This is a genomic window from Grimontia sp. NTOU-MAR1 (assembly GCF_035758505.1).
GTDB classification, from domain to species: domain Bacteria; phylum Pseudomonadota; class Gammaproteobacteria; order Enterobacterales; family Vibrionaceae; genus Enterovibrio; species Enterovibrio marinus.
The window spans coordinates 1473492-1491593 of record NZ_CP142108.1 but is presented as its reverse complement, the minus strand read 5'-3'; the positions used below and the strand labels follow the sequence as shown (position 1 = coordinate 1491593).

Sequence of the window (18102 nt, the reverse complement as noted above, 5' to 3'; positions counted from 1 at the left end):
AAGTACGAAAATCTTATTAGCTTTATTGCCTTATAGACATTATGGACTAGGAAGTTTATACACACTGATTCAGTGTTAAATTAGCTACACCAAAATAACCTGAATGCGAGCATCTTGAGGTTGTTTGGGTATCACTCCTCACCACAAAATCATCTGTTGGCTTTTTCATTACGGTGGACGTTTTCGTCTGGGCGTCTCGGTTTGGAAGTGGTGCTGTTTCCCATAGGTGAATCTATGGCTCATTCATTGGCGCGAATAGGGAGGTGTGTTTTTGCTGTTGGTATTTGCCTTTCTACTGGTCTTTGGTACCACGAGCGCTGAGCCTGCGTTGACCGCCGAAGGTGGCATGCTGGTGACTAAGATGTCAGCTAGCATGCCTGTTAGAAGCGCTGGTTAACGGTCGACATGCCCCAGATCGCGGTCTGGATCGAACACATCGCGAACGCGTTGTTTCAGCACTTTGGCTTCAGGAAAACCGCCGTCCCGCTTGCGCTCCCAAATCAATTCGCCATTGCAGTGAATTTCAAACCTGCCACCTGTGGCGGGGTGCAAGGTTAAACTCTCCACTTCCTCGCTAAAGGTGGAAAGCAACTCTTGAGACATCCAGGTTGCGCGCAACATCCAGTTGCACTGGCGGCAGTAATAAATCTCGATATTGACTTTGTTCATAACACGCCCCACAAAAGCTTGATACCAACAGCAAAGGTCAGCAACTCAAACGCAATTTTTATCATCTTGTTGCTGTATTTGTCTGCCAGATACGCGCCGAGGTAGCCACCCAAAATAGAACCTGCTAAGAGTGCCGGGATCCAAGGCCAGTAAATCGCCGCGCCTGCAATTGCCAGTGTTGCTGCACCCAATCCGTTCCAGAATATGCCCACGCTAACCAAGGTTAGTGCGACTGCCTGCTTGTAATCGAAGCCAAACCAGCGAACCAGAAACAGAGTGACGAACAGGCCTGTGCCTGCAGTGAGGGAACCGTTAAGCAAGCCGATCGCGCTGAGCCCTAAGCAACCAAGAACCATGCCCATCTTATCGCGGTGCTTGGGCTCGGCTTCCTGCCCGAGTGTTTTGCGCATCCGCGAGTAAACACCCAGCAAAATGATAAACCCGCCAAGCAACCCTTCGGCTAAAGGACCCGGCACAAAAAGAATAAGATTGGCACCACCGATCACCCCGGCAGCGCCAGCCAATGTCACGTAAAGGGTGAGTTTTGGGTCGAGGTTGCCACTGCGCCAATGCTTGAGAGCCGCGCCCAGTCCAAGTGCTACAGAGGCCACTTTGTGGGTTGCGAGTGCAACAGAAAAGCCGAGACCGAGAAATAACAACAGGGGAAGTTGCAAAAGCCCTGCACCGCCGCCTGCCAGAGAGGCGAGGGTATTGGCAATCAGGGAGCCAATGAAAAGGCCAAAAGTGGAGAGAAAATCCATATTCACTCTGGATAGTTAGTATTGGACAGGCAGTGTATCAGTTTGCAAAGGTCAACAGACCCCAATGGATAGAAAAAAGCCTGCGAAATTTCTCAGGCTTCTTTACATCATTTAATAAGGAGAGGTTGGCAAATTACCAGCCTTTCACCGCGCCGCCATCAAAGATTTCAGACGCTGCATTGTAAACTTCGTCAGTCTGGTACGCCTGCACGAATTGCTGAACGTTTTGTGCAGTCACGTTGTTAGCACGGGCAACAATCAGGTTCACGTATGGAGACTCTTTGTCTTCAACGAAGATCCCGTCTTTCTCCGGTGACAGATTGATTTCGCTAGCGAAGGTGGTATTGATGATTGCCAATGAAACATCTTCTAGAGAGCGTGGCAGTTGAGCGGCTTCCAGCTCTACGATTTTCAGGTTTTTCGGGTTTGCCGTGATATCCAGAACCGTTGCTTTCAGGCCCGCTTCGTCTTTCACCTCAATCAGACCTTGTTGCTCAAGCAACAGCAGCGAACGGCCAAGGTTGGTTGGGTCGTTTGGTACTGCGATCTGCGCGCCATTTTCCAGTTGCTCAACAGAAGTCACTTTGGTTGAGTAACCCGCGATTGGGTAAACTAGGGTGTTACCCGCGATTTCAAACTTGTAACCGCGGTCAGAAACCTGTTGGTCAAGATATGGCTTGTGCTGGAATGCGTTTGCATCGATAGAGCCTTCATCCAGCGCGGCGTTTGGCGTGACGTAGTCAGAGAAAGTCACCAGCTCAACATCCAGGCCGTATTTCTCTTTCGCGACTTTCGCCGCGACTTCTGCCACTTGCTCTTCAGCACCGGCGATAACACCGATTTTTACTTTCGACAGATCAACGGTCTGTTCCTGACCACAACCGGTCAGAACCAGAGTAGAAGCAAGGCCAACAGCTGCAGCAATTTTCTTGAGTGTAAAAGTCATTATGTATCTCCCTAAAAATAGAATTTCCATTTATCCGGATGGTGTCACCATCCGTTTTTATCTGTGGTCAACCCGCTTTACGAAGTAGTCGCCAGCGGACTGAATTATTTGTACCAATATCACCAGCATCACCACGGTGATCAGCATGACGGTGCCGTCAAATCGTTGGTAGCCGTATCGGATACCCACATCACCCAGACCGCCGCCGCCCACAGCACCTGCCATGGCAGAGTAGCTCACCAGCGTCACCAAGGTAATTGTTGCACCGTTCAAAATACCTGGCAGTGCTTCTGGAAGAAGGACTTTGCGGATAATTTGGAGTGGCGTTGCGCCCATCGCCTGAGCCGCTTCGACCAAGCCTGACGGCACTTCCAGCAGTGCGCCTTCAACCAAACGTGCGATAAACGGAATCGCACCCACCGTGAGGGGCACAATCGCCGCACCTGTACCGATGGATGTTCCCATGATGAACCGGGTGAACGGGATGATGGCGACCAGCAAAATGATGAAAGGGATCGAACGGCCAATATTGACGATGATGCCAATGGATTTGTTGAGCGCTGCGTTTTCCAAAAGACCGCGAGGTTTGGTGAGGTGCAGTAGCACACCTAAAGGAATGCCAAACAGGAAACCAATCGCACCGGAGACAAAGACCATGGTCAGGGTCTGGCCCAAAGCATCAATCAACAGGCCAACAAGGCGTTCGTTTTCAGCAAACCAGCTTGAAACAGCTGCGATATTAAGCGACATAGCCCAGCACCTCGATGTTGATGTTGTGATCTTTCAGGTAAGTCAGCGCGTGGTTGACGTTCTCTTCGTCGCCAAAGAATTCAGCCAGCATCAGGCCAAATTTCACGCCGCCCGCATAGTCCATGTCAGAACTCAGAATGCTGATGTCGATATTGAACTTTCGCGATATCTGGCTGATAAGCGGGGCATCGACACTGGCGCCAGTAAACTCAAGGCGAACCAGTGGCGGTAAATGACCATCACTCTGAGGTTGCAGTCGTTCCTCGTAATCCTGTGGAATGGAAAGATCCAGCGTTGCACGGATAAAAGTGCGCGCCAGCTCTGTTTTAGGATGAGCGAAGATATCGCCCACAGGACCTTTCTCTACCAACTCACCACCACCAATGATCGCCACTTCATGACAGATGCGCTTTACCACATCCATTTCGTGGGTGATCAGAAGAATGGTCAACCCCAGCTTTTGGTTGATGGTCTGCAAAAGGTTCAGGATGGAGTGAGTTGTCGCCGGATCCAGCGCGCTGGTGGCTTCGTCACACAACAGTACTTTTGGGTCACTCGCGAGTGCGCGCGCAATCGCCACACGCTGCTTTTGACCGCCGCTGAGGTTAGAAGGATAGCTCTGGTGTTTGTCACTCAGGCCGACCAAATCCAGCAGCTCAGTCACTTTACGTTGAATGTGTTGTTTGTCTTTGCCTGCCAATTCTAGAGGAAGTGCGACGTTGTCAAACACAGTGCGTGAGGAAAGCAGGTTGAAGTGCTGGAAAATCATGCCAATTTTCTGGCGTTCGCGAGTCAGTTCCGATTGCGAAAGAGCGGTGAGCTTAACGCCGTCGACAACGACTTTCCCGGAGGTTGGGCGTTCCAGCAGGTTGACGATGCGGATCAGCGTACTTTTACCCGCACCTGATGCACCAATAACACCAAAAATTCTGCCTTGAGGAATCTGGAGGTCAATATCGCGCAGGGCATGGATCGTCAGATCACCCTGCTTGAACTCCTTGTTAACCTGTTTTATTTCGATCATAGGCCTTCCTGGACAAAAATCGTGTTAATAAAATGTAAAGAAGATAGCGATTTTTATGGAGTTTGTGCGCCTATCTAGTGTTTGATGCTATTTATTGTCTCAAAATAAGTCAATAGATATTTTTACGGCTAGACGTCTAAACGTGTGTTATGGGGCTAAGTCATTGATAAGGGATTTGAGAATGGCTTGAGCTGGTATGGATGCAAAGTTTGGGTATTGCTAGGAGACAGGAATACCCAATCTTTGTGGGCTTGTAACCCGCTTTTTAACGCACCTCATATCAATCGCTCCCTTTTTGTACTGGCTCACTGCATCAATACATCTAGTCATATATATTGCGTTGCTTGTATTCACGGTCAGGATGGATGGGTGAGAGCGTCATTTAAACGAATGATGTTGTTGGCAAGCGCCTTAAGTTGGGTGCTGGTCTCACTGATGCCTGTGATAAATGCCCATGGCAGCAATGCTGGGGTCTGGGAAACACTCTGTACTGTTAATGGCTTTAAGCTGGTGCAGGTTGAAGGCGAAGAAACCAGCGGTGAAGGAAAGCACCATGGAAAGCCTTGTCCGTTCAGCCATTTCTCTTTTAGTCATCACCTTACACTCACCACGACAGACACGCATACTCACGTAAAATTCAAGGGGAATCAGTATTACTCTTTATTGGATCAAAGGGTAAGGTTTGAATCTCCCATCGCCCGCGACCCACCTTTCTCAATCTCATGATCTCCAAGCCCACATACAGCTGGAGTGTTCTAAAACAAAAATAAATAGGGCGCTAAGCCTACTGAGTAAAGTCATCTATAAAAATGCACTGCGTGTTTTGCGGTGTGTTTGCTTATGAGAAAGGAAAACTAACCATGGTTAGTGAGAGCAAAACAGCGGCTGCGCCTGCCCAAAAAGCGCGTTATTTCACTGCTTGGCGATGGCACTTCTATGCCGGACTTTTCGTTATTCCCTTTATGTTGATGCTGAGCGTTACCGGTCTTGTCATGCTGTTTGATGATGAGATTGAATCAGCCCGCTATGGAGACATGCTAACGGTTCAGACCAGCGGACAACCAATGCAACCTTCTGAACAGCTCAATGCGGTTAATCAGGCGTTTCCAGAAGCAACGGTGACGCAATTTATTCCAGCGCGAACCGCAGATACTGTCAGCCGTTTTTCCATTCAATTGCCAAGCGGTGAAACCCGTTTTGCCATAGTGAATCCGTATACAGGGGAAATGACAGGGACAATCGACCGCAGCGACAGTTGGTATGAACTGGCGAACAATATCCATGGCACTTTGTTGATCGGCGATTTAGGTGATCGGCTTATTGAAACTGCGGCGAGCTTTATGATCCTGCTTCTGGTGTCAGGGATTTACCTCTGGTGGCCGAAAGACGCGGCAAGTCGAGCTGGCTTTTTGAAAATTCGAACAGACAGTGGTTCGCGTATTTTTATGAGGGATTTGCATTCGAACCTCGGGGGTGTGCTTTCAATTGTATTGCTCTTTTTTGTCATTTCAGGCCTGGCTTGGGCTGGAGTTTGGGGGGGAAAGATTGTTCAACCTTGGGGAAGCTTTCCAGCTGAGCGCTCCAAGAATGCGCCGGAGTCAGTGATTACCCATAAAATGCTGAACCATGGCTCGGAAGAAGAAATGCCCTGGAACCTTGAGCAAACGCCGGTTCCAACCTCTCAGCACGTTGGTCATGGCGCGCCTGAACCAAACGAGGAGCGTAAGTACTCTGCGGATGTTAGCATCGACCAGGTTGTGGCCATGGCTAAGGAAGTAGGCTTTACCCACTATAAGCTCAAGTTCCCTAAATCGGATATTGGGGTTTATACCTTGTCAGCAAACACTATGAGTGGGGATATATCTGATCCAACGCAAGACCGAACCATGCACATTGACCAATACAGTGGTGAGGTGTTGGCAGATATTACCTTTTCTGATTACAACTGGATGGCCAAGTCGATGGCGGCGGGTATTGCTCTGCACAAAGGAGGAGTAAGTGTCATCAATAAAGTGTTGAATGTTTTGTTCTGTCTCGCCTTTATCGCTATATCTATCACAGGTGGTGTCATGTGGTGGAAGCGTCGTCCGAATGGTTCACGCAAACTGGGTGCGCCACCCGTTATGGCAGGAAATGGATTTTGGGTAGTTGGTACGATGACCCTGATTGTTATCTGTGTGTTGTTTCCTCTTGCTGGCTTGACAGTGGTTGCAATTTTATGCATTGACTGGCTTATCTTCCGGCGAGTTCAGAGTTTGAAACACGCCATCAGTTAATAAAATGGAGCCCCTAAACATAGGGGCTTTTTGTACATTTAAAAAATGCAAACCGCTCAGAAAAAGTGCTTGGTAGCACGCAATTAGAAGGCTACATAGGGAGTTATCTATCATAAGGTTAAATTAAACCTGATCATTGTTTGACCGACTTCAAACAACCTCGTGATTAAGCTACTTGCTCAGGCGCATAATGAGTAAAGTTATTGCAACATCTTATTAACTGCATAGTTAGTGAGATTGACACGGATTGAACAGGCAGCCTGGCACTTATTTTATGCAACTTTCCACGTTGCCTGTTGTTACTGCCATTTCGAGCAAGGAGACTGAAATCATGTTGAAACGTCGTTCGTTCCTCGCCACCGCCGCAGTCGCACTTAGTGTGTTCATGGCTGGTTGTGGTGAGCAGAAGCAGGAAGCGGCAGCTGAAGCTGCACCCGCCGCTCAAGAAAAAATCACCTGGAAAATGGTCACCACCTGGCCGAAAAACTTCCCTGGTTTGGGAACGGGCGCAAATAATCTTGCTGAGCTGATCACTGATATGAGTGATGGTCGCCTGGAAGTAAAAGTCTATGGTGCCGGCGAGCTGGTTGGTGCACTGGATGTGTTTGATGCGGTTTCCCGTGGTACGGCGGAAATGGGTCATGGTGCGGGTTACTACTGGAAAGGTAAAGCACCGGCAGGTCAGTTCTTCGCGGCAGTCCCTTTTGGTTTGACGGCGCAGGAAATGAACGGCTGGATCTATAACGGTGGCGGCCTAGAACTTTGGGCTGAAGCTTACGAACCATTCGGCATCATCCCAATGCCAGCGGGTAACACTGGTGTGCAAATGGGCGGTTGGTTTAACAAGGAAATTAATCAAATCAGCGACCTTGAAGGGCTGAAAATGCGTATCCCTGGTCTGGGTGGCGAAGTGCTGAAGCGTGTGGGGGGAACCCCCGTACTGCTGCCTGGTGGCGAAATCTTCCCATCACTGCAATCAGGTGCGATTGATGCGACTGAGTGGGTTGGACCTTACAACGATTTGGCATTCGGTCTGCACAAAGCAGCGAAATACTACTATTACCCAGGATGGCATGAGCCGGGCACAACGCTGGAAGCGCTGATCAATAAGCAAGCTTTTGAAAAACTGCCGAAAGATCTGCAAACCATCGTTCTGGCTGCAACGCGAGTAGCGAATGCTGATATGCTGGCGGAATTTACTGCGCGAAACAACGCTGCGCTGGAAAGCCTGGTGAATGAACACAAGGTTGAACTCCGTCCATACCCACAAGAAGTGCTGACTCAACTGCAGGCAGTGGCTGATGAAGTGGTTGCTGAGCAAGCAGCAGTGGATGAGGTCAGTAAGAAAGTTTACGACTCCTACAAATCATTCCGTGATCAGGCAATCGACTGGCATGCTATTTCTGAGCAGGCCATGCTGAACGCCCGTAATCCGCAATAATGTTGATCAGGCAGCACTCTTTGTTGCTGCCTTTTTCAATACCCCAATAAAAACAAAAGCCCTAAGGGCTGAAGCAAGAGTTGTAGTATGGAAACCGCTTCTCCTTTTCTGATTTCCCTGATCAAAGGGATCAATCGATTCAGTGATTGGACGGGTCGCTTCGTTTCTTGGTTCGTGTTGGCAATTGTGCTTATCACCTTTGTGGTGGTGGTGATGCGTTATGTGTTTAACACGGGCTCAGTGTTTATGCAGGAGTCCGTTCTCTATTTTCATAATTACGTGATTATGCTTGGAGCAGCTTATGCGCTGCTGAAAGGTGCTCACGTGCGCGTGGATATTTTCTATCGGCCAATGAGTGAAAAGAAAAAAGCCTTGGTAGACTTGTTTGGTTTTCTCTTTTTACTGCTCCCAACCTGTTTGTTTATCTTTTATATCGCGTGGGATTATGTCTCCGCTTCGTGGGCCATTATGGAAGGTTCTCAGGAAGCGGGTGGTGTGAATGCGCGTTACATTTTTAAAACCAGCATTTTGCTAATGCCATCGTTAGTGATACTGCAGGGTATCGCAGAGTCATTGAGATCGGTGCTGACACTCACTGGCCATCAAGACTTAGCCAAACAATTAGAAGACCACGATGAGGAGCACGCACTATGACCGAGTTCCTCGCACTGTTTCTTTTCTTATTTACATTTGGCGTATTGCTGGTGGGTTATCCGGTGGCATTTTCACTGGGTGGCTCGGCTTTATTGTTTGCCTTCATCGGCACCGTGACCGGTGCTTTTGACCCAGCCTTCCTTGAGGCGATCCCTAACCGGATTTCTGGCACCTTATCCAACGAATTATTAGTCGCTATCCCGCTGTTCATCTTTATGGGTGTGATGCTGGAAAAATCTAAAATTGCAGAAGACTTGCTCGATACCATGGGGCAGGTGTTCGGCGGATTAGCGGGTGGTTTGGGTATCTCAGTAACCATCGTAGGGATGCTGCTGGCGGCGAGTACCGGTATTGTTGGTGCGACTGTGGTCACCATGGGTTTGTTGTCTCTGCCTTCGATGATGAAGCGGGGTTATTGCCCACGTATCGCCACGGGAACGATTTGTGCATCAGGTACCTTAGGGCAGATCATTCCGCCATCCATTGTGCTTGTATTGCTGGGCGATGTTATATCTTCGGCATACCAACAGGCGCAGCTTGATCAGGGTATTTACTCGCCGGAGAGCGTTACTGTCGGTGACCTGTTCCTCGGTGCGCTGGTCCCGGGCTTTGTACTGGTTGGTTTGTACATCGTGTACTTGATTGGCGTTGCGATCTTCCAACCGCATCGTGTACCGCCTATTCCAGCGGAAGAGCGTAAGGTCAGCAAAGAGCTGTTTATTCAGGTGATGACAGTACTGATCCCACCTGTACTTTTGATTGTACTGGTTCTGGGCTCAATTCTGACGGGTGTCGCCACACCAACAGAAGCGGCCTCTGTGGGTTCAGTAGGTGCTATCATCCTCGCGGCCAGTAAGCGCATGTTTAACATCGCTATCCTAAAGGAGGTCATGAGAACCACCACTGAAGTGACCGCCATGGTCTTTATGATCCTGATTGGTGCGTCGCTGTTTGCGCTTGTATTCCGCGGGTTTGGTGGTGATGACATTGTCCGTGATTTCCTCACCAGTCTGCCCGGTGGTGTATTTGGTGCAATGTTATTGGTGATGCTGGTGTTGTTCTTGTTGGGCTTCTTCCTCGACTTCATCGAAATTACCTTTGTAGTGATCCCGATTGTTGCGCCAATTCTTCTGACCATGGGCGTTGACCCGGTCTGGCTTGGCATCATGATCGCTTTGAATTTACAAACGTCATTCCTGACACCACCCTTTGGCTTCTCGCTATTCTATCTGCGTGGTGTGGCGCCGAATTCCATTTCAACTATGGATATCTACCGGGGTGTGATGCCGTTTATCGCGATTCAAATTCTGGTGTTAGTGATGCTGGCTTACTGGCCGTCTTTGGCGACCTGGTTGCCGGAGTTAGTATATGGTTAACCGGAAAACCTGAGTTTTAAAGGCCTCCAGACTTGGAGGATTTTTTGTCTCAGTAATATGGCTTGACGCTAAGCAAGACTCAGTTTCTACTACGTTTCTTTATGCTTTTATTGTCCGGAGATGAAGTGATATCTGCAGTTGATCTCGCCATGCTGGCGGTGTTTATTCCAACATTCTTTTTTGTATCGGTAACACCGGGCATGTGTATGACCTTAGCAATGACGCTGGGGATGAGCATTGGTGTACGACGCAGCATGCATATGATGTGGGGGGAGTTAATTGGTGTGGGTTTAGTCTCGCTGGCATCGGTTGCTGGTGTCGCAGCGGTCATGCTGAATTACCCAGAGTTGTTTGCGATTCTAAAGTATCTGGGTGGCGCGTACCTTTTCTACTTGGGCGTTCAGATGTGGCTATCTCGAGGGAAAATGGCGATTCCTCAAGACCTCGCTTCCAGCTCTAAAACATCACCACTGACTCTGGCTATGCAAGGCTTCGTGACTGCTGTTGCCAACCCGAAAGGTTGGGCGTTCATGATTTCGCTTTTACCACCATTCATTGATCCTTCACTGGCGTTACCTCCTCAGCTTTCGGTGCTGATCGGTATTATTCTACTGACTGAATTTGGTTGCTTGCTGCTTTACGCTTCAGGTGGACGTACATTGCGTCATTTCCTACAAAAAAGTGGTAATGTACGAATGATGAACCGCATCGCAGGTACGTTGATGATGGGGGTAGGAGTTTGGTTAGCGGTGGGTTAACCTTTCTTGAAGGTTAGTCTTTGTATGTTTCAGCGATTTTTATAAATTCCTCCTTCCTTTCAAACATGATGTCTACAAGCAGAGGGTCGAAATGTGTCCCTCTGCCTTCCCGAATAATGTCGAACGCCTCCGCATTGCTCATCGCGGACTTATAAATTCGCTTACTGATAAGGGCGTCGAAGACATCGGCAACTGCCATTAGTCGGGCGCTGAGTGGGATATCTTCTCCCGCTAGGCCTTGTGGGTAGCCAGAGCCATCCCATTTCTCATGGTGCCCATAAGCGATTTCTTTCGCCGTGGTGAGGAATGGGTAGTAAGTATCTACTTCTCCCTCCGCTTTCACTATCGCATCGTAGCCAAGTTTCGCGTGTGTCTTCATGATTTCGAACTCTTCAGCAGTGAGCTTGCCTGGTTTGAGTAAGACTGCGTCTGGAATACCAACTTTACCTACATCATGAAGTGGGGCGGTTTTGAACACCATGGTGACATACTCAGGTGTTACAATTTCGGGGTATTTACCCCGCAAATACAACTGGTCTGCAAGGATCTTAACATAGTACTGGGTGCGGATGATGTGGTTCCCTGTTTCTTGATCGCGAGTTTCAGCCAAGCTCGCCAGTGCGTTGATAGTCACATCCTGTATAACGCTGAGTTCTTTCACACGACGCTGAACTTCCGCTTCCAGAAACTCGTTTTGGTCATGCAGGAAGTCTTTTGACGCTTTGTTTTCAAGATGAATCTTGATACGCGACATGGTGATCGGGGGACTCAGGGGTTTGTTGATATAGTCCGCGGCTCCTACTGAAAATCCAAACTCCTGATCCTCGGTTTTTGACTTTGAAGTCAGGAAGATAACTGGAATGTCACTGCAGTCTCTTTTGGCTTTTAACTGACGACAGACCTCGTAGCCATCCATTCCTGGCATGACGACATCCAACAGAATTAAGTCGATGGAAAATTTTTCAACGATAGCAAGGGCGGTTTTACCATTGGTCGCGGCTTTTACCTCATAGTTATCTTTGAGCATTTCGCTCACGAATACGAGGTTCTCAGGGGTATCGTCGACGACCAGTATAGTAGCGCGCTTCTTTGAGTTGTTTTCCGGTGGCACCATTAACGGGTTCCTGAATCACTTTTCACTTATTCAATCCTAGGTCTACTCTTAATAATGTTCCAATTGTTGGGCACATTATTTTAATTGAGACATGAAGTTACAGTGCGTAGAGGGGCGAAGGCATAAACCCCAGTATGCGCCAACTGTGAACAGACAAAGACCTATGAATATAAGCAGTTTTATAGCCTTAGAAGCGTTCAGTGGAAGGCTTAGCTCAGGAATTAATGCAATGATGGGTGGTGTATTGATAATGAGACAGGCCTTCACCTTCGTTGCGGCAGCACTAGTATTGTGGTCCACACCATCGAGGGCGGAAGAAGAGTATGGCTATTTATCTTCCGCCGTCCTACCCCCTGCAGGGGAAGGTGTCAGCCTTATCCCTTTGCTGACGGGGATTATCATCATACTGCTGGTGATTTTGTTCCGCGGGATTATCACTGTTAAAGGTCTTCGGGAGCAAATTAAAGACCAACGTCAAAAAATCCGTAAAACTGAAAAAGACCTCTCCATCGCTAAACGCTCTGCACGTGTTGCACATCAGGCAAAGAAAGACTTTCTGTCGAATATGTCCCATGAGCTCAGAACACCATTGAATGCCATATTAGGGATGTCTCAACTGGCGATGGACAGCGGCCTTGAAGGAAAACAGCAGCGTTACATCAAGCGGGTGATCAGTTCAGCAAACACTTTGCTCGATGCAGTTAATGATGTGCTGGATTTTACTAATGTCAAAGCGGGCAATCTTCACATTGAATGGGTCGAGTGCAATCTGGAAACTATTCTGACGCCAGTCGCTGACACGTTGGGTGAACGAGCACAGGAAAAAGACGTGTTGTTCTGTGTCAATTTGGACATGGCTATTCCAAAGATTATTGATGTAGATTCCGTGCGCCTTACCCAAGTACTCATGGCCATAGGTGATAATGCTATCAAGTTCACTGAGGAAGGAGAAGTCACGCTCTCAGCGACACTTGAGTCCTGCCGTGAATCAGACGTCAAGATCCGCTTCACGATTCGGGATACCGGTGTTGGTATCCGACGTAAAGACCTTGAATCCCTGTTTCAGCCTTTCTCTCAATCAGATACCTCTGCCTCACGAGAGCATGGCGGGCGTGGCCTTGGCCTGACGCTTGCACGGGAACTGGTATCGCTGATGGGGGGAGAGCTACAGGCAGACAGCCGTCTGGGCGACGGAAGCGTATTCTCATTCACGTTGCCATGTCAGTCAGGCCTCCGCGAAACATCCAGACTTGGCGGAGCATGGGCGAGGTCACTCACGGCCAAAAGCGTGTTGATTGTGTCGCCAAATGCAACGCTTCGAAACAACGTGAAAGAACCTTTGATTTATGCTGGAGCTAACGTGAGTCAATGTCGAGATTTAGATGACATCGAACAAAGCAAACACAGCATTGAACACGGCGGATACGAGCATGTGGTGGTGGACTGGAATTCCATCACTCCGGAAATGAAATCCTGTATCTCGACCATTTTTAATAGCCTTTCAAGGGAGCAATCAGTACTGCTGCTATGTGGAAAAAAACATTGCCTCGATATTCCAGAGGCCAGACCGAATTTTGCATTTAGCTGGGTTACTATGCCGATGCTACCTTCCAAGTTTATGCGGGCACTGACCGAAGAAACCCGCACAGTTAAGCCGATAAAAAATGGCCTTCCAGATCTGTCCGAGTTGGAACTGGAGGATCTTCCAGAAGAAGAAATTGCCATCATGGACAAGGTGGTGCTGCTGGTTGAAGACAACCTGATTAATCAGGAAGTGGCATTGGGGGCAATGGAAACTCTCCCCGTGAGTGTGCTTGTCGCGGACAACGGCGCAGAGGCTATCGATATGGTCAAAGAGCATCACGTCGACATTATTCTTATGGACATGCAAATGCCGGTTGTTGATGGGGTGACAGCTACCAGAACCATCCGTCAGAAACTTGGCATGAAATCGTTGCCGATACTCGCCATGACCGCCAACACAGATGCACATGATGTTGCGGCATGTCGTGAAGCTGGCATGAATGAACACCTGGCCAAGCCTATCAACTTTGAGTTGCTTCGCGCCAAACTGATTGAATGGCTCACGAAAGATGCAGAGGAAGAGAAGAAATCTGAGGCACCGATTGAATCGGTTGTGGTTCCATCACTTGGAGAACCAGAACCAGAACCAGAACCAGAACCAGAACCAGAACCAGAACCAGAACCAGAACCAGAACCAGAACCAGAATCAGAACCAGAACCAGAAAGAAAAAGTACAGAAAACCTCGGAAGTAAGCGCAGAAGCAGAGGGTACGGATACCAATGTGACGACGGAAGGGAAAGAAACCGCTGTCGAACCCCTGGAGCCCGCAGTGAAGTCAGGTGCAGAACAGGAATCTGCAGATGCTGAACGGGGCCGAAGGAGAGTCAACATGGAATACGATGACGCAATGTTTGACCTTTTGGTTGATAACATACCAGGTATCAATCTCGGCGAAGGGGCACAGCGCTTGGGGGGCAACAAAGTCAAGTATCTTAAAATATTATCGCTGTTCCTGACCTCCCAGAAAGCGGCGATGGATCAATTACTGTCAGATGTAGATAACGGCGAAAAAGCGATACTGGCCCACTCTTGCAAAGGAGCAGGAAGTAATATTGGCGCGGATGAAATCTCCAAGATAGCTTCTGGACTTGAGGATAAATACAACTTGGGTGAAGTCGTCACTGAAGCAGAAGTGAATGAACTAAAAAACTTGATCACGGCTGCTATTGTGAAATTTGATGAAATCGCTTTAAGCTCAGCGCCATTAGAAGCAGATTCAATGGTCCAAGAAGAAATTAAACCTCTGGATGCATATCTTATTGAACAGATAAATGCTTTGCAGATCAGTCTGCAGGAGTTTGATATTGGCGCGCAGGATAAGCTTACCTCGCTGTCTAAAGACTTTCCTCAGTGGTGTAATCAACTTGATGAATTTAAACGCTTAAAGGAATCAATCAATCAGTTCGATTTCGTTGAAGCGGAAGTGCATCTTAAAGCGCTGAAGAGGAAAATGGGTTAGAGAAAGATGGTTACCTCTTTAGCGAGAGCGTTACCTAACGAGAGTGTATACCCGAATATGGGCCTCTGAATACGAGCATCTTCAGGTCGTTTGGGTATATACACACCGTTTTAAACAAGCTTTGGCTTCATCTTCACTCATTAAGCCATGTTGCTGGAGCGTCATTAGAAAACTCTGAGAGTTCTGGTGCTTTTCCCTCACAATCTCGGCGACTTGTTGATAACCCATTTGAGGGACGAGCGCAGTGGCGAGAGCTGAAGAGTTCAAAAGGTTATTGAGCGATCGTTGGCTTTTTGCCTCAAGCCCAGACACGCACTTGGCGTCAAATCGGGTGCAAGCATTCGTCAATAAATTCAATGAATCAAATAGATGGGTAGTCATAACGGGTTCAAAGTGATTAATTTCCAACTGGCCATGTGACGCAGCCATTGAGATCGCAGCATCATTGCCAACAACAGAGAACCAGACTTGTTGCACCATCATTGGAATAACAGGATTTACCTTTCCAGGCATAATAGATGAGCCGGCCTGACACTCAGGCAAAGCAATTTCTCCTAACCCACCGGCATCGTCGGAACCGAGTAGCGTAAAATCGGTTGCTATTTTCCCAAGCGTCTCTGCGGTTATCCGAATTTCAGATGATAACCTAGCAATGTCATCAGCATTCTGCATGACATCAAAGTGCTCTTCTGCGGGCAAAATGTTCAAACCACTAATATTCGACAAATGCTGGTTAACCAGCGCCCGATAGCCGTTCAAAGAGCCAAACCCGGTTCCTATTGCGGTTCCGCCCAATGCGACAACGTTAAGGCCTTCCAATGCTAATTCAATACATTTTGCTCGACGGCGAACAACAGCAGCATATCCACTAAATGCTTGGCCAAGTGTCATAGGTTGGGCCGATTGGAGGCAGGTTCTACCGAGTCTCAACACTGAAGAAAACTCGTCCGCTTTACGTGAGAGGCTGTGGCTAAGTTTATTTAATGCATCAAGAAGCCTGGGCGCCTTTGTTAGTAGTGCAATATGAATCGCTGTTGGAATAACATCATTTGTTGATTGACTACAGTTCACATCATCGTTCGGGTGAAGATGTTGATACTCGCCTGGCTTGAAGCCCATAATTGCCAGACCTCTGTTTGCGATCACTTCATTCATATTCATATTTGTAGAGGTGCCACCTGAGCCTTCCAGCATATCGGTGATCAACCACTGGCAGTGTTTGCCTTTCGCTAACTCCTCGCACGCACGCGTGATCGCGTCACTTTTTTTCTCTGAAAGCGCGCCGAGCTGGTGGTTCGCTATGGCAGAAGCTTGCTTAACCAAGGCGAGTGCCCGCACATACTCAGGCTGGTCACCCAGAACAAGGGGAGAGACATCAAAATTTCTTTTTGCTCTGGCTGTATTTATGCCATACAGCGCGTCATGAGGAATCTCCACTGAGCCCAGACAGTCTGTTTCTATACGGGTTTTCTGCGTGTCTCCGCTCATGCCTATCTTCCTTCACTCATACCATGCTTCTCTAGGCGCCTGAAAAGCACAGAAAGACCAAAACAAATAACGAAATAAAAAGCTGCCGTTGTAAGCCAGGCTTCAAATATTGCCCGTGTCGTTGCGACCAATTCAGTGGTCTTATAGGCCAGTTCTTGAACTGCGATAAGAGAGACGAAAGCGCTGTTCTTGACCAATATGATTTGTTGGTTTGCCAACGGTGGCAGGATTTTCCTGAATGCTTGAGGCAGGATGATGTATCGCATTGACTGCATTCTCGTCATGCCGATAGAAGATGCTGCCTCATATTGTCCTTTCGGAACGGTTTGGATTCCTGTGCGAATGATTTCTCCGACAAATGCACTTTCAAACAAAGCCAGCACCAACACACCTGAAACCAACGAGGGAAAACGTCTCATATCTCCAAAGAAAAAAGACCATATTTCGCTACTATCACCCCGGGCAATGCTCCTTGCCCAGCTTTCTATTTCCAAAGCTTGAACGATTTGCTCTGACAGGAAAAAATAGAAAACGAAAATGATCACAACTTGTGGAATATTTCTTAGAAGTTCCAAATAGGTCCTAGCCAGCATACTGACAACTTGATTTTTCGAGGTTCTAGCCAGGCCAAGACATATACCCATTAATAAGGCAAGAATACTGGAATAAAGGGTGAGCCTAAATGTTGTGATTAGCCCTTGGAGCAACAGGTTAGGTACCCAGGACTGGGTGTCCTCGTCGTAACGAATAATCCAGTTGGGTATGATAGACCAGTTCCACTTGTAGTTAAGTGTTTGGTTTACTTGTACCCAAACATAGTAGAAAAGTAAGCCGATCAGTAGGAGCAACAAATAGTTGCCCCAATGAAACCGAATGAGGGTTTTCCACCATTGTTTGAGTATTTCATTCATAAATACAGATTCCCGGTGGTTTTTCGCTAACTGACTCATTCAACCTGACCCGCCCAGTCCGTGGTGGTAAACCAGTAGTCATGGCGTTCTTTAAGGAAACCATTTCGGTGGTTAGCGGCTATCCAATTATTAAAGAAGTTCAATGCATCAGGATCCCCTTTCCTAAGAGCAAAAGCTTCAGCTGCTTTAGAGAAAACAGTATCAGTTGGGATAACAAGCGTTTCTGGGTTTTTGGCCACTTCGGTGGAAGGGAAGGGCTCTGATCCCATTGTTGCATGCGCTTTGCCATTTAATACTTCCTGCAGTGTTGCTGCTTCTTCGTCAAACTGGAGCAATTTTGCTTTTGGAAACAACACTTGAATTGTGTTGGCTGTCGTAGCTCCACGACGTGCGGAAAAAGTGACGTTTTCATTGTTAAAGTCTTCAATTGAAAACCCTTGAGTCATTACCTTGTTAGCAATGATTTTTAGGCCTGAATATGAGTAGGGATCAGAGAAATTAACAGTGAGGTTTCGTTCAGGTGTAATAGACATGCCTGAGATAATGACGTCGAATTTACCTGAGACGAGGGCGGGGATAATGCCATCCCAAGACACAGGAACAAACTCAGCTTCGACCCCCATATCTGTTGCAAGTTTGTTCGCAACATCAATCTCGAAACCGATGAGCTCACCTTTCTTGTCACGCATTGACCAAGGAACGAAAAGCGATAAGCCTACTTTCATATATCCGCGTTTCTTTATTGATTCGATAACGCTAGATTTAGCGATATCCTGTTGCGTGCCTCCAACTGCTGTAAACGATGCAGAAACCGTGAACACCATCAATAACAGAGCAAAAAGTTGTTTGAATATCCGATTCATAATTACTTCCTCACAGTGATAAATCCG

The 18102-nt window shown here is 47.9% G+C and carries 15 protein-coding genes and 2 pseudogenes; 8 read left to right on the top strand and 9 right to left on the bottom strand.

All coding sequences use genetic code 11. The features are described from left to right. Window positions 1–198 precede the first annotated feature (198 nt). A pseudogene (locus tag VP504_RS06835) lies at window positions 199–352 on the top strand (DUF1538 family protein); the annotation flags it as partial. Between the two features lie 41 nt (window positions 353–393). Here VP504_RS06835 and VP504_RS06830 read toward each other — a convergent pair. The 5 genes from VP504_RS06830 to metN all read right to left on the bottom strand — a co-directional run bounded on the left by VP504_RS06830 (window position 394) and on the right by metN (window position 4150). Continuing rightward, window positions 394–669, bottom strand: a complete 276-nt coding sequence (locus VP504_RS06830; RefSeq protein ID WP_325893553.1) for a SelT/SelW/SelH family protein — start codon at window positions 667–669, stop codon at window positions 394–396. Next, entirely contained in the window at window positions 666–1430 is a 765-nt protein-coding gene (locus VP504_RS06825) for a sulfite exporter TauE/SafE family protein (protein ID WP_325893552.1), read from the bottom strand. The genes VP504_RS06830 and VP504_RS06825 overlap by 4 nt, the downstream gene beginning before the upstream one ends. 133 nt (window positions 1431–1563) lie before the next feature. Beyond that, the gene (locus VP504_RS06820; RefSeq protein ID WP_062711970.1) at window positions 1564–2376 is read right to left on the bottom strand and encodes a MetQ/NlpA family lipoprotein; all 813 of its coding nucleotides are present in this window, start codon (window positions 2374–2376) and stop codon (window positions 1564–1566) included. Window positions 2377–2433: 57 nt separating this feature from the next. Beyond that, window positions 2434–3126, bottom strand: a complete 693-nt coding sequence (locus VP504_RS06815; protein ID WP_325893550.1) for a methionine ABC transporter permease — start codon at window positions 3124–3126, stop codon at window positions 2434–2436. After that, the gene (metN, locus tag VP504_RS06810) at window positions 3116–4150 is read right to left on the bottom strand and encodes a methionine ABC transporter ATP-binding protein MetN (RefSeq protein WP_325893548.1); all 1035 of its coding nucleotides are present in this window, start codon (window positions 4148–4150) and stop codon (window positions 3116–3118) included. Before metN ends, VP504_RS06815 begins: the two co-directional genes overlap by 11 nt. 390 nt (window positions 4151–4540) lie before the next feature. Here metN and VP504_RS06805 point away from each other — a divergent pair, with 390 nt between their 5' ends. From VP504_RS06805 to VP504_RS06780, 6 genes are all read left to right on the top strand, one after another. Then, entirely contained in the window at window positions 4541–4876 is a 336-nt protein-coding gene (locus VP504_RS06805) for a hypothetical protein (RefSeq protein WP_325893997.1), read from the top strand. Between the two features lie 134 nt (window positions 4877–5010). Beyond that, on the top strand, window positions 5011–6426 hold the full coding sequence (locus tag VP504_RS06800; RefSeq protein WP_325893546.1) for a PepSY-associated TM helix domain-containing protein: 1416 nt from the start codon (window positions 5011–5013) through the stop codon (window positions 6424–6426). 331 nt (window positions 6427–6757) lie between these two features. Further along, complete coding sequence (locus VP504_RS06795) at window positions 6758–7867, top strand: TRAP transporter substrate-binding protein (RefSeq protein WP_062711988.1); 1110 nt, start codon at window positions 6758–6760, stop codon at window positions 7865–7867. Window positions 7868–7954: 87 nt separating this feature from the next. Continuing rightward, complete coding sequence (locus VP504_RS06790; protein ID WP_325893545.1) at window positions 7955–8521, top strand: TRAP transporter small permease subunit; 567 nt, start codon at window positions 7955–7957, stop codon at window positions 8519–8521. Continuing rightward, a complete protein-coding gene (locus VP504_RS06785) occupies window positions 8518–9897 on the top strand; it encodes a TRAP transporter large permease (RefSeq protein WP_062711994.1) in 1380 nt (459 codons plus the stop codon). Before VP504_RS06790 ends, VP504_RS06785 begins: the two co-directional genes overlap by 4 nt. A 149-nt stretch (window positions 9898–10046) precedes the next feature. Then, a complete protein-coding gene (locus VP504_RS06780) occupies window positions 10047–10655 on the top strand; it encodes a LysE family translocator (RefSeq protein ID WP_325893995.1) in 609 nt (202 codons plus the stop codon). Between the two features lie 13 nt (window positions 10656–10668). Here the strand turns inward: VP504_RS06780 and VP504_RS06775 are convergent, their stop codons facing one another. Continuing rightward, on the bottom strand, window positions 10669–11769 hold the full coding sequence (locus tag VP504_RS06775) for a response regulator (protein WP_325893544.1): 1101 nt from the start codon (window positions 11767–11769) through the stop codon (window positions 10669–10671). A gap of 502 nt (window positions 11770–12271) precedes the next feature. On the opposite strand from VP504_RS06775, the pseudogene VP504_RS06770 reads away from it, so the two are divergent. Continuing rightward, window positions 12272–14813: pseudogene (locus VP504_RS06770) on the top strand (ATP-binding protein); the annotation flags it as partial. An 81-nt stretch (window positions 14814–14894) separates the two neighbouring features. Here VP504_RS06770 and VP504_RS06760 read toward each other — a convergent pair. Genes VP504_RS06760 through VP504_RS06750 form a run of 3 tightly spaced genes read right to left on the bottom strand, consistent with a single transcriptional unit; the run spans window position 14895 to window position 18075 of the window. Next, on the bottom strand, window positions 14895–16301 hold the full coding sequence (locus VP504_RS06760) for an aspartate ammonia-lyase (protein WP_325893540.1): 1407 nt from the start codon (window positions 16299–16301) through the stop codon (window positions 14895–14897). Between the two features lie 2 nt (window positions 16302–16303). Next, window positions 16304–17251: an amino acid ABC transporter permease gene (locus tag VP504_RS06755; RefSeq protein WP_325893538.1), complete on the bottom strand. Its 948-nt coding sequence runs from the start codon at window positions 17249–17251 to the stop codon at window positions 16304–16306. Further along, window positions 17248–18075 carry a transporter substrate-binding domain-containing protein gene (locus VP504_RS06750; protein ID WP_062712005.1) on the bottom strand — a complete coding sequence of 276 codons (828 nt, stop codon included), beginning with the start codon at window positions 18073–18075 and terminating at the stop codon, window positions 17248–17250. The genes VP504_RS06755 and VP504_RS06750 overlap by 4 nt, the downstream gene beginning before the upstream one ends. Window positions 18076–18102 lie beyond the last annotated feature (27 nt).